The organism is Pontibacter pudoricolor (assembly GCF_010092985.1).
Taxonomy (GTDB): domain Bacteria; phylum Bacteroidota; class Bacteroidia; order Cytophagales; family Hymenobacteraceae; genus Pontibacter; species Pontibacter pudoricolor.
Genome location: NZ_CP048106.1, coordinates 1,545,566 through 1,560,467 on the forward strand (window position 1 = coordinate 1,545,566; position 14,902 = coordinate 1,560,467).

At 39.3% G+C, this 14,902-nt stretch carries 10 protein-coding genes; 4 read left to right on the plus strand and 6 right to left on the minus strand.

Features of this window, described 5'->3' with window-relative positions:
* Positions 1–23 precede the first annotated feature (23 nt).
* The gene (locus tag GSQ66_RS06650) at positions 24–1,136 is read left to right on the plus strand and encodes a polysaccharide pyruvyl transferase family protein (RefSeq protein WP_162426746.1); all 1,113 of its coding nucleotides are present in this window, start codon (positions 24–26) and stop codon (positions 1,134–1,136) included.
* A gap of 81 nt (positions 1,137–1,217) precedes the next feature.
* Here the strand turns inward: GSQ66_RS06650 and GSQ66_RS06655 are convergent, their stop codons facing one another.
* The 6 genes from GSQ66_RS06655 to GSQ66_RS06680 form a co-directional block, all read right to left on the minus strand.
* A complete protein-coding gene (locus GSQ66_RS06655; protein WP_162426747.1) occupies positions 1,218–2,936 on the minus strand; it encodes a GNAT family N-acetyltransferase in 1,719 nt (572 codons plus the stop codon).
* A 73-nt stretch (positions 2,937–3,009) separates the two neighbouring features.
* Positions 3,010–4,164, minus strand: coding sequence for a DegT/DnrJ/EryC1/StrS family aminotransferase (locus tag GSQ66_RS06660; protein WP_162426748.1), 1,155 nt, complete (start codon positions 4,162–4,164; stop codon positions 3,010–3,012).
* Between the two features lie 90 nt (positions 4,165–4,254).
* On the minus strand, positions 4,255–5,208 hold the full coding sequence (locus GSQ66_RS06665) for a polysaccharide deacetylase family protein (protein ID WP_238395846.1): 954 nt from the start codon (positions 5,206–5,208) through the stop codon (positions 4,255–4,257).
* A 161-nt stretch (positions 5,209–5,369) separates the two neighbouring features.
* The gene (locus GSQ66_RS06670) at positions 5,370–6,335 is read right to left on the minus strand and encodes a polysaccharide lyase (protein WP_162426750.1); all 966 of its coding nucleotides are present in this window, start codon (positions 6,333–6,335) and stop codon (positions 5,370–5,372) included.
* A 5-nt stretch (positions 6,336–6,340) separates the two neighbouring features.
* Positions 6,341–7,720 carry an undecaprenyl-phosphate glucose phosphotransferase gene (locus GSQ66_RS06675; protein WP_162426751.1) on the minus strand — a complete coding sequence of 460 codons (1,380 nt, stop codon included), beginning with the start codon at positions 7,718–7,720 and terminating at the stop codon, positions 6,341–6,343.
* A 1,308-nt stretch (positions 7,721–9,028) separates the two neighbouring features.
* Positions 9,029–10,264, minus strand: a complete 1,236-nt coding sequence (locus GSQ66_RS06680) for a polysaccharide lyase (RefSeq protein ID WP_162426752.1) — start codon at positions 10,262–10,264, stop codon at positions 9,029–9,031.
* Positions 10,265–11,467: 1,203 nt separating this feature from the next.
* Between GSQ66_RS06680 and GSQ66_RS06685 the strand changes: the two genes are divergently transcribed.
* The 3 genes from GSQ66_RS06685 to GSQ66_RS06695 are packed head-to-tail and all read left to right on the plus strand — an operon-like array spanning position 11,468 to position 14,889.
* Entirely contained in the window at positions 11,468–12,322 is an 855-nt protein-coding gene (locus GSQ66_RS06685) for an ABC transporter permease (RefSeq protein ID WP_202923415.1), read from the plus strand.
* A gap of 10 nt (positions 12,323–12,332) precedes the next feature.
* Entirely contained in the window at positions 12,333–13,613 is a 1,281-nt protein-coding gene (locus tag GSQ66_RS06690; protein ID WP_162426753.1) for an ABC transporter ATP-binding protein, read from the plus strand.
* Positions 13,614–13,632: 19 nt separating this feature from the next.
* On the plus strand, positions 13,633–14,889 hold the full coding sequence (locus GSQ66_RS06695; RefSeq protein WP_162426754.1) for a glycosyltransferase family 2 protein: 1,257 nt from the start codon (positions 13,633–13,635) through the stop codon (positions 14,887–14,889).
* The last annotated feature ends 13 nt before the right edge of the window (positions 14,890–14,902 follow it).

Sequence of the window (14,902 nt, forward strand, 5' to 3'; positions counted from 1 at the left end):
CGCAATTAGCACCATATCTAAATATGAAAAAGATATTATTCGAGGGGTATTATGGGCATGAAAATACAGGTGATGACGCATTCATTGAAGTATCGGCCTGGGGTGCAGAAACGTATTGGGGAACAAAAAACAACTTTTTTTTATCCAGATCGCTTCCAAAGATCAAGCATTCCGCAAGCTGCTTCGAAAAGCAGGCTTTTCGTGGGCAATATAGACTAGAATGTCTGCTGCAACTATGTGATGCTGATGCTGTAGTATCTTCAGGTGGTTCTACTTTTGAAAAAGCACCTGACAGTATGCATATCCGTAATTTGTCCTTACTAAAAAAGAAAACGAAAAAATCGCTTACTATAGGTGCAATAGGAGTTTCGTTAGGACCTTATAAAAATATGGAGCACGAAAAAGCCATTATTGGTTACTTAACAAACCTGGACTTTCTTGCGTTGCGAGATGAATACTCATACAAGCTGGCTTTAAGTTATAATCTACCTTATAACCCTATAAATGCATTTGATTTAGCTGCCTTACTACCTTACATCTATAATCCGGTTACTGTTAATGGCGATCATTCGGAAAAAGTATTAGGCATAAGCGCCTGTTATTTTGAGCGTTACAGAGGATTAGCAAACTCAGCTTCTGAGGAACGCCGAACAAATTACTTAAAGAATTTATTACTGGAAGTTTCGCGGAAGACGAATGTTAAACTCAGGTTTTTTATATTTAATGGCAACGTTATTAACGGTGATCAGCAAATAACCTATTCTATCATTAACTTCCTTACAAACAAAAAAGTAACTAATATAGAAATCGTACCATATAATACCAGAACTAACTTTATGTATAATAAAGTATCTGAGTGCGATGTAATGCTTTCTGTAAGATTACACGCATCCATGTTCGCATGTTTTTCTCAGATTCCGTTTTTCCTGGTAGAGTACCACAGAAAATGCGGCGACTTTTTAAATAGTATAGGGTACCATGAAAATTACAAAATTGGAGATGGCACCAAAGACATAGCAGAAACAGTAGCCCAGATCACAGCTTTCCTGGATAACAAAAATAACTATATTCAGCCTGAAAAGCTTGTGAGTTGTAAGGAGAAAGCAATGATGAATTTCACATCGGTTAAATTATAGGCCGCTAAGCAGCTTCTAACTATAAGTTAACTATCAAATTTACTTCAAACTATATTTATGGCTATAGTAAGAAAGGTAGTCCTATAGTTCCCTTCTTAAATAATGTATAGCTCTATCAACTGATTTATCTGCTCCAGTGGTTATAGCATATAACTCCGCATTTTTTATCTCAGAGTATATCATTCCAGTAACGCCTGCAATAAAACTTTCCAGTTCTGCTTTACTATTCTGATGAGAGCACAAAATCTGAAGTACTTGTGCATTTCCGGGTAATTCAACTTCCAGCTTATTGCTTTTTATCAATGTTTTAGGGTCGCTTAACCAGGCACAGGCCAACAACACCCCATCTTCAGCCCAGGTAAACGACTGTTCCCCGACTTCAAACCGATGCATTGCATCTTCCAGAAATTCCCATCTTGTTTGCTTTGATAAACCCTGATTATAATCCAGTAAATCTTTAAAGCTATTTTTTCGCACTCTGACAGAAACCTCTCCAGCAACACTTCCCTGTTTCAGCTGATAAACCTTGTATTTCTTTGCCTTGTCTTTACTGGCCAGGTTTTCAAGTAGATGGCGTAACAAACCCTTTTTCTTAATAACCTTTAGCCTGGCCTTTAATACGTAAACTGTCCTGATAACCGAAAGCTCAACACTCATTGGCCTTAACCCAGCTCTTATTAAAGTGTGGTGCACCGACTTTCGCAAACCTCTTTTAATGAAGTATACTGGATTATTGGTAACAGTTAATTCGTAAACAAAGTCATGTGTGGTAGCTAAGCGTTCTTTGTAAGAATCACCTCCTGGGGTGAGATCAAATGTGGCATACCCTGCCTCTGACAAGCGCTGGCCCAGCATCAGGAAATGTACAAACCCGGGAGAATAATAATTTGCCTTCAGAGGGGAATGTATATTAATTCCCCCCAAATGCACCCAGTCTTTTCCGGCAAGTGCAACTATAGCCGCCAGAATCTGCTGTTCTGTCCTAAGCAACGTTACATGCAGCAGGTTTTGCTGAAACAAGGCAATCAGGAATTCCGATTTGAGCGGGTTTTCTTTAAACCGATTTTTGTTAAACATGGCACCTTGTCTGAAATCAAACTGTACTGTTAGTTCAGGGAGGATGGCTGTAAAGGTGCCAAGGTCTGTTATCTCTTCAAACTGTAGTTCGCCAAGCCTTTTCAACCTGTTGAGTTTGTTCCTGAACTCACTCTTCCGGAACATTTTAGGAAGATCAGGATCACGCAAATCCATCAGAGGTCGCCGGAAAGGCTCAATTATACACCTGCTCTTCCATTGTGGCTTTGTACTGGTCCATTCTACAGGAACCTGTGCAGGGATATACCTAAACAGGATATCACATTTAGGGTACAGCTCCAGTACCTCAGAAAGTGCGTTATTTATAAATTCAAAGCCGTCGCCATCAGCGGTAAGCCAGGTCTGGTACTCAGCCTCAAAATGGCCAGCTCCTACTATGCGTACTCTTTTATTTCTTAGATCAGAGGAAACATCAGAACCCCCAGGTACTTTTAATGCTAAAGTTAATAACCCTTGAAGTTGGCCATTGCTTTCAGTTCTTACCAGGATGGGCAGGTACTCTTTTTGGTAAATGTTATACCAGGCTGTAACAAACTCCCTGCTCTGAAAAACAGTCGCCCAGGAACAGGTAGCATATAACGTATCCCAGCCTGTCTTAAATTCCTCGTTGTTTAATAACTCGAAAACATCCTTACCCACCATTAGCTCTACCTTACATAGATCAAGAGGCTGTGGAATTGTTTTATATGTACTATCAGTCTGCATAGTTCAGAATCCTTTCAGCATAAGCTTATCACTATTTATTAGCATTCAAGATATTTTAGAAGCGTAATAAGCATCATACAACTGCACCTACTTCAGCCTCGTTCTTAACCCTTACATCCAGCACTGCATCCACAATCTGATGCAGATCAGCCAAGGCCAGTTCCTGGTGCACAGGCAAAGCAACAAGGCCTTCTCTTAACCTTTTGCTCCGTGGGAAATCTTCAACAGGTAGTGAAGGATGTGGATTAAGCCAGAAAAGAAGTCCCACTACCCCCTTTTTGCGTAGTTCCATCAGGAAGTTTCTGGCATTATGTACTTCTACAGGGAAAGCAAACGGACTTGCTCCGTCAGGGACAGAAGCAAAAGGAGCCGGCACCATATCGCTCAGGTGTTTTAGTAGGAATCTGTAGTTTGCTCTCCTTCGTTCGGCTGTAGTTTCGTCGAGTAGCTTTGGTAACAGGTAGTTAGTTAAGGCAGATGGTGGCGAAGCAGGATTACCCATATCAAACTCAATGGTTAATTGTCCACGCATGCGATGCCACGTTTTATTCCACCACGTAACTATAGGCTTAAAGAAGAGGTGTACTCTTCCCACTTCTGCACGACGTGCTGCTATCCAGTTTACATGCCGCTTAAATGCCCGCCATCCTCCTGTTTCAGACACAGCTATAGGTAATGCGGGTGGTACCGTACATATTACAGCGCCCCCATCAGGTATGCCATACGTTTTATATAAACAGAAAACACCCATATGCCCGAAAGAACCCACAGGTTGCCCTTGGTGCGTAGCCAGGAAAGCCTGTGCTGCATCCTCAATTAAAAGCAGATTATTGCTGTCGCACCATTGCCGCCAAAAACCGGCATCCTGCGCAAAACCTAGATAATGGATAATATACAACGCACGAACTTCCGGGGTCAGGAGCGCCTGCAAGCATTCGGGATCGGGTTCCAGCGCCTCGTTAACTTCATAATACCTGATCTGCAAACCTGCTTCTATAAGAGCCTCTATTTCGGAACCATGGTGGTAAGCTGGTGCAAGTACAATGTCGCCTGAACCAAGCTGTAATGATTGACACGCATTCCAGATAGCATGGCGTGCAAGAGAATATATACGACACCCTTCCTGGTTTAAAGGAAAAGGAAGCCAGTCTGCTTTCTTTTTAAAATAAACGCCAAGCGGTAAAGGAGGCCAGATAAGGAGGCTGCGGGAAGGGCAAGATTTTCTCATAGTAAATTATGGTGCGTATAATGTGTATTGTAGAAAAGTAAAGTCTTTACAGGTAATTCTGGCTTACACTTAAGTTAAAGCACCAATATATTATGAAACCAGCACCTTAGGTTGTTTAGAACTATAGGCAGGAACAGGCATTGGTGGGCTCTTCTTAAATGGTGGCAAGCTTAATTTAAGCATCATAGGTTTCCAGACACCCATCATCCTGCACAGATTTTCTGCAAAAGATGCTCCCTCCAATATGCCAAACCGTGGAAGGCAGTAGTTATTTTTTAAATCCTGAAGAGTTAATGCCTTAGGTACACTTGAAAACGCGAGCTTATAATCCAGATCATGCAGAGCTTGCATCTCTTTTTTACTATAATCCCCGTTAGGATAAGCGAAGAACGAAATTTCCTTCCCTGTCCATTCCTGGAGTTTATCTTTCGATACCTTTAATTCAGTGTATATCTGGTCGTTTTCGCAATTGGTAAGTATAGGGTGCGTGTGGGTATGACCGGCAATAGTAATAAATTCTGATTCTGATATCCTTCTGATCTGATCAATTGTCATTGCCTCCCTTTCGAGAACAACATTTCGTTTTATTTTATTAATAAGAGATAATCTTACATTGTTCGGCACCATTTTTAAAGAAGCCTTCGGTGGTATTTTTAACTTAAGGTCTTTTGCTTTCTTAAGATAAGACCACCAATAAGCGCCTTCCTCTACAGGTTCAGTAGAAACAAATATTGCAACAGGGACACCATACTTATTGGCTACTTCTACAATGTTTTTTTCATTGTCTTTCCATCCGTCATCTACAGTTAACAGAACAGCACCTTTTGGCAAAGGCAAATTCTGTTGAATAATCCTGTACACATCGTTTATACTTATAAAGGTAAAATGGTTTTCACGGAGCCACTTTACACAAGCTTCAAATTCTTCCCTCGTGGGGTCGTGGAAATACATTGAAAGTATGAATTCACCATTCATGGCTTTTGCCTTAGCTCTTCGCACACAACCACAAATGATTAAAATATTTGCTAATAACCAGGTAATCATATTTCTCAAACTATACTCCATAGCAAATACTCTTTTTTCATTCTTTCACTAATCTTAATTTCAAACATCAAAACTTCTGTAACATTTATCGTTTAATTTAAATTTACAGACCGGAAGCTTGTTTAAAGGAACTTGTAGAAGAAAAGTTTACCTTATATGATTTATAGTTTAATATCAGTTTTTATCCCTTCACCAGTAACCAGGTTATGAGAGCTTTGGCTTGAGGACGTCATATCAGAAAAGCGGGCATTCTCATTACCAACCTTAATATCATCAATATAACAGATCCTTATATGTGTGTCTGTTGTACTTTTATTCCATTTTGCCTTGTAGATTCCCACTTTCCAGTAAGGCATCTTTTCTCCTTTAATTTGGTTTCGGCCCCGGTATGTTATTTGTAGCCTGCCATTATGCCAGACTTCAATTAAAGCATCTTTTCCTTCAGAATGTATAATATGAAAAACAAACTCATGCCAGACATCCTTTGTTACAGGAGCTATATCTATTTTTTCCCAAGCACTTTCGTCAGAATTATGTAACACTCTCAGGTAAAACCTGTCATTTGAAATGCGTAAAGAAATTGGTGGGCTCCCGCTCTGGTGCCACTGACTTATTAGTTCATTAGATGTATCATTGGCATATCCCTCAGAAGGAAAAAATGCTGCAAAACTATACCATCGCTCTTTGTATGTTATTCTATCTATTACGAAAAGCTCTGACCTGGTACCTCTGTGAATCATTGGGTCAGTATCGCGTAACTCAAACCTGCCTGCTCTCCTGCCACGGTGTACCGGTTTATCCACAAGCCTGAAACCATAATCGGTACTTGTATGCATACTGACTACTTTAGCAAGGGCATCGTTACCTTCAAATGTCTCTTCAAATAGTATGCTACTCGCTGCAGGCTTTTGAGTTGAACCCGCCCAGGAGCGGTGTCTTTGCTTCAGATCATCTTTAACAGAATAAAGAGCTACTCTTGACCAATGATAATCTTTAAGCTGATTTAGGCCTTGCTGTATACTTTTATACTTTGAAGCAACCATTGAAAGAACCAGAACACATAGTAAAAAAATGGATGCAGTTCTATACATTCTGTGCAATATTGATATGACTACTTCGGTAATCATTTTTATCAGAAAGCTATAGTGTGGGTCTTGGCGCTGAATATCGTTCTGTATATAATCTTAAGATCCAGGCCAATGGACCAATTCTCCATATACCATAGGTCATGCATGGTTCTTTGTATCCTTTGCTCTTCAGTTTCTGTAGGGCCTCTCCAGCCATTTACCTGTGCCCATCCTGTTATACCCGGCTTAAAATAGTGCCTGATCATATATTTGTCTACACTTGCCTGCAGTTGCTGGTTAAGGAAACTTCTGTGTGGTCGGGGCCCCACAACGCTCATGTTGCCAATGAGTACATTCATAAATTGAGGCAGTTCATCCAGGCTATACTTTCTTAATATTCTTCCGATTGTAGTTACCCTCGGATCATCCTTTTGAGTGGAAAGTAAACCTCCTGAAACAGTGTCGTTGTAGCTCATGCTCCTGAACTTATAAACTTTAAACGGCTTACCACCCTTCCCAATCCTTATAGGGCAATAGAAAACAGGACCTGGTGATTCAAGCTTTATCAGTAGAGCTATAACTATAAAAACTGGTAATAAGGCAATAAGCGCCAACGTCGCAAACACTTTATCAAAACTATTCTTAAGTATAAAGGCATGTGTCTCGTCTAAAGGCAGTTGCCTGACATTTACTGCATCAATCTGGCCATATTTTGTTATTTTATAGTTCTTCCCAAAAATGCCTTGGTAATCCGGAATGTATTTAACTCTTACACCATGATAATCGGCAGCTTCAATTATATTGCGAACTTTTTTGGATGTTTTTACTGGTAAGGCAATAACAATTTCATCTACTGGGTTTTCCCTAAGGTACTCATGGATGTGAGCTAAGTCTCCTACAACTTTGTCCTTTCCAACCAGGCAGCTCTCTTTTTTCTGACAATCTATAAAGCCTTTTACTTTTAATCCTTCCCGGCTTTGGGAGTTTAGTTGTCTTTCCACACTCTCAGCCAGGTTCCCTACACCGGCAATAAGTGTAAAGCGCTCTTTTTTAGCTTTGATTTTCGCAAAGTCAGTATAATTAACAACGAGCATATTTATAGAAATGCCTAAAACCTGAAAAGTAATTGCAAAAACTATAAGAGCACGAATGTTATAGAAGGAATAAGGTGAGATCAAATAAAATATTAGAAATATTACTAATAAAACTATATATGCTTTAATATACCCTACTGACAAAGTAGGTCTTTGATGAAAATTAATAAAGTAAAGTTTTCTCCAGTAACATATTAGTAACCATAGCAAAATGAAACCAGCAAAAATCTCCCAGTTTAATATTCCTAGATTCCGATTGTTAAAAAGATGAATTGAAATTAGAAGGGCAACAACAAAGGTTAATAAATCACCCCCAAAATAAGAAAGCTTTATTAGTCTTGGGCTAATCATAGTCAAACTCAATTAAAAGCACTGTTAAGCATAATTCCCTTTAGATACTTTGGAAATCGACACTACAAGAGATTTACATTTGCGTCTTTTGCAGCGTATAGGTACAGTATGGACTATTTGCTAGTAGTAAGAAACTTAAGGTTCATCTATTGCATGATCAAATATTTTATGCGCTATAACATTAACATTTTACATGTAATACACTATCCTATGTCCTTGATATGAGTTTTAAAAATCCTATCAAGGTGTATTCTTAAATGTGGAGTATAAATTAATCATATTAAATATTAAGTAATTGAATTAAATGCATTTAAGTATAAATAAACAAAGTACAATTTATCAATAAGAATAATTATAGCAATTATTAGATAAAATTTATAACTTATTATACTTAATTAACTATGAAAAGATGCAGGATTGCATTTATAAAATGTTAAATTGACATATTAAGCAGCGAACGTGCGATATTTATGAACGAAGAACAATTTATGTTAAGAGGCTGTACAAAAAAGCGGATAGCTCCTAAATTTTAATGCAGGCGGGAGAATAAACCCAACTGATAAGGAGTGGAACTGGGCTAAATACAAAGACAGAAAAATATGTAATTTATCTGTCTAAAACACAAAAGACATATATTTAAAATTGATCAGAGGAAAGTAGTTCCTGAGACAAAGCGAGGCACCCCATAAAACAAAATATCTTTAAAAAAACCTATATAGTACAATTCATACAGTTAAATTTTTTGTTATCTCAATGCCCCTGTTTGTGAAATAATCTTTCATAGCTTTTGAGTAAAAACCTGTTAAGCAGGCGAATTAAAACGCCAACTCACTAATACTATATAGTTGGCTTCAGTGCTAAGGTTTAAACAAAATATTTAAACACGATTATCTCCCAGAGAACCATTTCTGATAGAGATTTTAATCATAAATCAACAATGGGACAGGCCTTTAAGAAAGACATATTGGCTTTGTTCATTCCTTTTAATATGTAAAGTACTATAGTATTGTATTAATAAAGGAATTTCGCCAGCCTAGCGGTCAGCTACATCCTCATTAAAAAGAAAAAAGCATGTTGTTGGTAGTTCAAGTATAGTTGCTGTTTTCATAGGCAACGGCATAACTACTAGCTCTACCTATAGTATTACTGAATAAAGTGCCGGTGATTGGGGTGGCTGTTCAAATCAACTCATTTATAACCACAAAAAAAGCAGCTATAAGTAGCTGCTTTTTTTGTGGTTATAAATGAGTTAGTCTCACTCTTAAAGATAAACAATAACCAACTATTGTTCATCCCACTTCTAAGTGTTTAATACTTTATAGAGAATTTAATAACTACAGGGGTTCCAGCAGTTCCAGATCCTTTAGATCCGGAATAAGGTGTAGCTGTTAACGTGTAATTACCTACAGGCAAGGTTAAGTTACCATAGTAATAGTTGCCTCTTCCATCATCACCGAAGAGCGCATATGGAGAAGCATTATCAGTATAGCTATGATTTTTAGCTCCGGTTAGAACAAACTTAACGCTTCCAACTGAAGAACCAAGGTCTGCACGGAAGTTAAACTTCTTAGTTCCTAATGAACTATAGCTTAAAGCTACTCCACTCGTCATCTTCATTACATCTTTCTCTGTTCCAGCATTTACTAAAGTAATGCTTGTGATTTGAGAGTTGCTTGAAACCGGCTCTGTTGGAGTTGGAGACACAACAGGTTCCGTTGTAGAAGGAACTTCAGTAGTACTGCCAGTTCTCATGTCAGCCAAAGTTGCATTTTCGTTTCCAACACGTACGTTGTCATATAAAAGTACACGCTTTGTAGTGAGGCTTTCACCATTGTTCCAGGATGCTTTATAGATACCAATCTTCCAGTTAGGCATTTTAGTATCATACATGTTACCACCTGTACGATGTAATATCTTGGTTCCGTTTTTCCAGATTTCAATTAGTCCGTCAGAACCATAAGAGTGGATGAAATGGAATACATATTCGTTCCATGTATCTTTTGTTATTGCACCCAGGTCAATCTCCTTCAGTGAACCTGAGTTATTTCCAGTTCTTAGAATTAACCTGTCTTTACGAACTCGCAATGAGGTTGCCTGTGTAGTGCCAGATGATTGCCACCACTGGCTGATCACTTCACTCTCCGTATCATATGCATAATCTTTAGAAGGGAAATACGCAGCAAAACTATACCATCTGTTTTTATTTGTAGCCGGATCTGCTACAATAACTTCAGCTCTTGTACCATTTGCTACCGCGCCATCTGAGCTGCGCAGCTCAAAACGGCCTGACTTGGCTCCGCTAAAAACCGGGTTAGTTACCATCTGGAAGGCATACGAAGTACCGAACTGTGTATGACGGCCAGAGAAAGCAGTACTGCCTTCGAAGGTTTCCTGATAAATGTAATTTGCAGAAGTGGCTGCGTCCGCAGATTCAGCACTTAAAGCTGAAACTGGTGAAACTTCATCTAGTTCTTTTTGATCACAAGACACAACTATAGCACCCACCATCACTGGTGCCAGGATATATTTTAATAAACGATTCATTTGGATTAGGCTAAAAGTTAAAAATTACTAAGGCTTCCGGTGCCTTACGATATGCTCAATACTAGCATCCAACCGGGATTCGCCTCTTGCTTAAAGGGATAAAAATGATTGTACTTAAATTAAATGTTTACTTTTAAAAGTCTTACCATACGCCAACCTCACTAAAAATTCAACATTCATTTATCTAATTTCCTGCAAATCGCACAACAGTAAGCTACTTTGTACATTTTACTAAAAGGAAGTCCACAAATGTAGTATAACTTGTTTCAGAAATAAAAACCATTCGCCAAAAAAAAGGGCATTTTATTAGATTCACACCATGTTTTTATTAGTATACTAAAAAAAACAACCAAATTATGCCGATAACACAACCTTTTTTGAAACGGGCTAATGGAGAATTTTATTGAACTTTTCAAATATGATTTTAAATAAATAGATTATATAGATTCTCTATATTTGTTTGCTAAATGCAATTACCAGGAAAAATAAGAGAGAATTAACAAATTGATTTGATTGCTGTTCGTAAGCTCACAATACAAAATGCAGGCTTTTGCATTAAGGAAAGTTATCCTGCACATGCCCTGTTTGTTCATCAGTACAACATGCCACTTTTACAATATCCAGTAAAAACTACAACCCTGAAGAATTGTGTAAATAGTGCTTTTTGTTTGTATTGGTTCGTTTGAAGATGTAATAGTATTCAGAGTCGAAATCGGGCTTTCCCGAAATCACTGCCCTTACGCCGACGCCAAAATATCCTGTTGTGAAGAGGAGGTGATCAAAGAATGAAACCTGATAAAGTTTCGCGTCTTTCAGTAAGCAAATGAAAAGCTCAAGGCTTACTTAATATTTATTGCTTCAAAAACTTATGGGGTAATACCTGCTCGTTACCTCCAGGTATCTATGCTATCATAGTTCCAGGGTTCATCTTTAGAGAAATACCTGTGTCTTCGCCTATGCCATGCATATTTTATCGGAAAACGCACAGGCTGAGTTAACCGGGGCTTAACTTTATAGTTGCTAGTTTGAAATACAACTATAGATACAGGCAACCGAGAACGGTTAAGCTTACTTTCCTATTCATAAAACCATCACCATTGCTGATTTACTAAGACACTATTCCTGAATGAATAAATACCAACTTTTATTATAATTATACAGTATTATAGATACAAAGCTTATCTACAATCTGTTATTTGACCTATGCCTTCAACTGCTAATAAATGGGAATGGCAAATAGATAAATCAACCAGCTTCTGGAGCCATTCTCCAAAAGAGTTGTGGGCTTACCGGTTTCTACTAGCAGGTTTAATCAAGAGGCAGTTTCTACTAAATTATCAGCAAACCATCCTGGGCCCCCTTTGGATATTTTTCCAGCCCGTCCTGACATTAATAACCTATGTTATGGTTTTTAATAAGCTAATTGGTATTTCAACAGGCAATTTGCCACCAGTAGTATTTTATGCTTCAGGTATAATCTTATGGAATTTTTTCAGCGACAGCTTTACAGGCAGTTCCGGCACATTTAAAGAGAATGCGCATATTTTCAGTAAAGTATATTTTCCCCGAATTGTAATGCCTGTTTCAATTGTAAGCACTCACTTTATCAGATTTCTGATGCAGCTATTACTCTTCCTGATGGTGATTATATACTTTAGCTTATTCTCTGATTTACAGTTGCAGCTTAGTTTATGGATTCTTGCCTTACCAGTTGCAATAACATTTATTGGATTAATGGCTTTAGGGCTGGGTTTAATGTGCTCGCTGCTGACAGCAAAATACCGGGACCTAACAAACCTGGTAACATTGGGTATCCGCCTGCTTATGTTCGTAACTCCGGTAATTTATCCGGTTACTGCTATTCCGGAAAGGCTGCGCTGGGTGGTGCAAATTAATCCGCTTACCCCCCTATTTGAGCTCTTCCGTCTTTCCTTGTTCGGAGAAGGTTATGTTACCGCTCCTCAGGTACTTTATAGTACAGGTATTATTGTATTGATTCTGATCGGAGCCACATTACTTTTTAATAAGCAGTGTGATAAGCTGATTGATATAGTTTAACGACTTGATAATGCCAGAAGTAGTCATAACAGTAGAACATCTATACAAAATGTATCGCCTGGGATCCATTGGCACTGGTTCTTTCAGGCAAGATCTGCAACGCTGGTGGACTTCTTCTGTCCTGAATAAGCAGGACCCTTTTTTTCAGTTGGGAGATGAACCCGACACTGGTAAGTATTCACAACATATCATGGCGTTACAGGATGTGAGTTTTGAAGTAAGTCAAGGTGATGCTATAGGTATAATTGGCAGTAATGGTTCCGGCAAGTCAACCTTACTAAAGATAATTTCAAGAATTGTGCGGCCAACTGAAGGTGTTGTAAAAGGGAAAGGGAAAGTTAGCAGCCTTCTGGAAGTTGGTACAGGTTTTCACCAGGAATTGTCCGGTCGGGAGAACATATACATAAGCGGCTACATTTTAGGAATGAGCAAGCCCGAGATAAAGCGAAAGTTTGATGAAATCGTCGCATTCTCAGGGGTTGAAAAATTTATTGACACACCTGTTAAGCGGTATTCATCGGGGATGTATGTCCGGTTAGCTTTCGCTGTCGCGGCCCACCTGGAGCCGGATATCTTAATTGTAGACGAAGTACTGGCAGTAGGCGATGCTGATTTTCAAAAGAAGTGTTTAGGCAAAATGAGGGAAGTTTCCCAATCAAGTGGAAGAACAATTCTGTTTGTCAGCCACAGCATGCAGGCCATTAAAAACTTATGTGATAAAGCCATCTGGCTAAACAAAGGCCGAATGCAGGCATTTGGACATGTACCAGAAGTCATAAATAAGTACCTGAATAACAACCAGAAAACAAACTTCAAGCAGAGTTGGGTCAATCCTGAGGAAGCCCCTGGTAATAGCTGGATACGTATGAAGTCGGTAGAACTAATCCCCAAACTGGAGTACTCTGAAAACATCCTGGATATACGAACCCCTCTTCTGATTAAATTTCAATTCTGGAGCATGAAAGAGGATATAGTGCTTAGTTCTGGTTTACTATTATTCTCTATCAGCGGAGAGTGTATTTTCGACCTTCCCTCTCCTACTATCCTGAGCCATAAAGGTGTTATGGAGGGGGAATGCCTTATTCCGGGCGATTTCTTAAATGATGGTTCATATTATATTTCCCTGAATTTTGTAAAAGACACTTCTGTGCCTTTGTTTGATTTTGATGAGTGTCTGTCTTTTGACTTGCAGGACTACCGTGGTGAAATACAATGGTATGGAAAATGGTGGGGTACAGTCCGTCCTAAATTCCCTTTCTGCATTAAACAAGCAGATATGGTCCAGAAATAAAAAACACACTCTCTTGTGTATGAAAATCCAGCCGCCATATCATATCAGACATATCTACCTTCAGGAGGCTCCGGCACCAATTTATAGTCATCCGTTGACTACTGGGAGCTACCTTGTTTTCTGGTGGAATGATATTGCCTTAGGAGATCTGTACCTGGAGCCAAACAGAAAGCTTTCGGAAAAAGGGTATTATAAAATCATAAAGCAGGCCATACTTCCTGCTCTCCGGTTTTATGCCAGTGGGCAACAGCATTTACAGCCCGATTGGAACAAGTTACTTCCTGATGACAACTATAAAGCCTGGATCACCACGCTAGAGGCTGTTTTCTTAAATTATACTTCAGCTATAGTTGCTGCGCGCGTACCTGTGTCGGTAATCATCTGCACACATAACAGGGCTCGCCAGTTGCAGCAGTGTTTAACAAACCTAAGCAAACTTGCCTGCCTTGCGGCAGAAATTATAGTTGTAGACAATGCTCCTTTAGATGAGGCTACTGAGCTGATAGTAAAGCAATTCACATATGCTGGCAACATGGTATATGTAAGAGAGTCTCGAAAGGGCCTCGACATTGCCCGGAATACAGGTTTGAAGCATGCAGCCTATCCTATTGTGGCTTTTGTAGATGATGATGTAGCTGTACACCGCCTTTGGCTGCACCACGTGTGGGAGTCTTTTAAGAACCCTGCAATTGCTGCCATGACGGGCTTGGTACTAGCCTCTGAGTTGCAAACGGAGGCCCAATGTATTTTTGAAAAACACTGGAGCTTCAACCGGGGCTATGCTGATAAGGTTTACACCAAAAGATTTTTATTCAAAACACATGCTCAAGGGCCACCGGTTTGGGAAATTGGTGCAGGGGCAAACATGGCATTCAGAAAGAATGTACTGAAAGCTACAGGCACTTTTAACGAATTACTGGACGCAGGGGCAGCAGGATGTAGCGGTGATTCAGAACTATGGTACCGGCTTTTGTTGCACGGTTATACGATACACTACAACCCCAGAGCCATAGTATTCCATCAGCACAGAAAGGATATCAGAAGCTTAAGAAAGCAGATATTCTATTACATGCGCGGCCATGCTGCAGCAGCTCTTATTCAGCAGAAGCAATACAAAAGGGCTGCTTACACGCAGCACTTGGTCAGGTTACTGTTTAAAGGCTACCCTCGTTCTATACTTAAAGGTTTTCCGGGCTACCGCTACAGGTACACCACCCTTTGGGCGCAGATGAGCGGAGTACTGTCAGGGCTAATCTTTTACTATAAAAACAGGTAATTCCATTGGCAGA

Excerpts from the sequence above, each read along its gene's own strand:
- GSQ66_RS06650 (WP_162426746.1), top strand. The coding sequence starts at position 24 with ATGAAAAAGATATTATTCGAGGGGTATTATGGGCATGAAAATACAGGT.
- GSQ66_RS06660 (WP_162426748.1), bottom strand. The coding sequence starts at position 4,164 with ATGAGAAAATCTTGCCCTTCCCGCAGCCTCCTTATCTGGCCTCCTTTA.
- GSQ66_RS06695 (WP_162426754.1), top strand. The coding sequence starts at position 13,633 with ATGAAAATCCAGCCGCCATATCATATCAGACATATCTACCTTCAGGAG.
- GSQ66_RS06675 (WP_162426751.1), bottom strand. The coding sequence starts at position 7,720 with ATGATTAGCCCAAGACTAATAAAGCTTTCTTATTTTGGGGGTGATTTA.
- GSQ66_RS06655 (WP_162426747.1), bottom strand. The coding sequence starts at position 2,936 with ATGCAGACTGATAGTACATATAAAACAATTCCACAGCCTCTTGATCTA.
- GSQ66_RS06670 (WP_162426750.1), bottom strand. The coding sequence starts at position 6,335 with ATGATTACCGAAGTAGTCATATCAATATTGCACAGAATGTATAGAACT.
- GSQ66_RS06685 (WP_202923415.1), top strand. The coding sequence starts at position 11,468 with ATGCCTTCAACTGCTAATAAATGGGAATGGCAAATAGATAAATCAACC.
- GSQ66_RS06690 (WP_162426753.1), top strand. The coding sequence starts at position 12,333 with ATGCCAGAAGTAGTCATAACAGTAGAACATCTATACAAAATGTATCGC.
- GSQ66_RS06680 (WP_162426752.1), bottom strand. The coding sequence starts at position 10,264 with ATGAATCGTTTATTAAAATATATCCTGGCACCAGTGATGGTGGGTGCT.
- GSQ66_RS06665 (WP_238395846.1), bottom strand. The coding sequence starts at position 5,208 with ATGATTACCTGGTTATTAGCAAATATTTTAATCATTTGTGGTTGTGTG.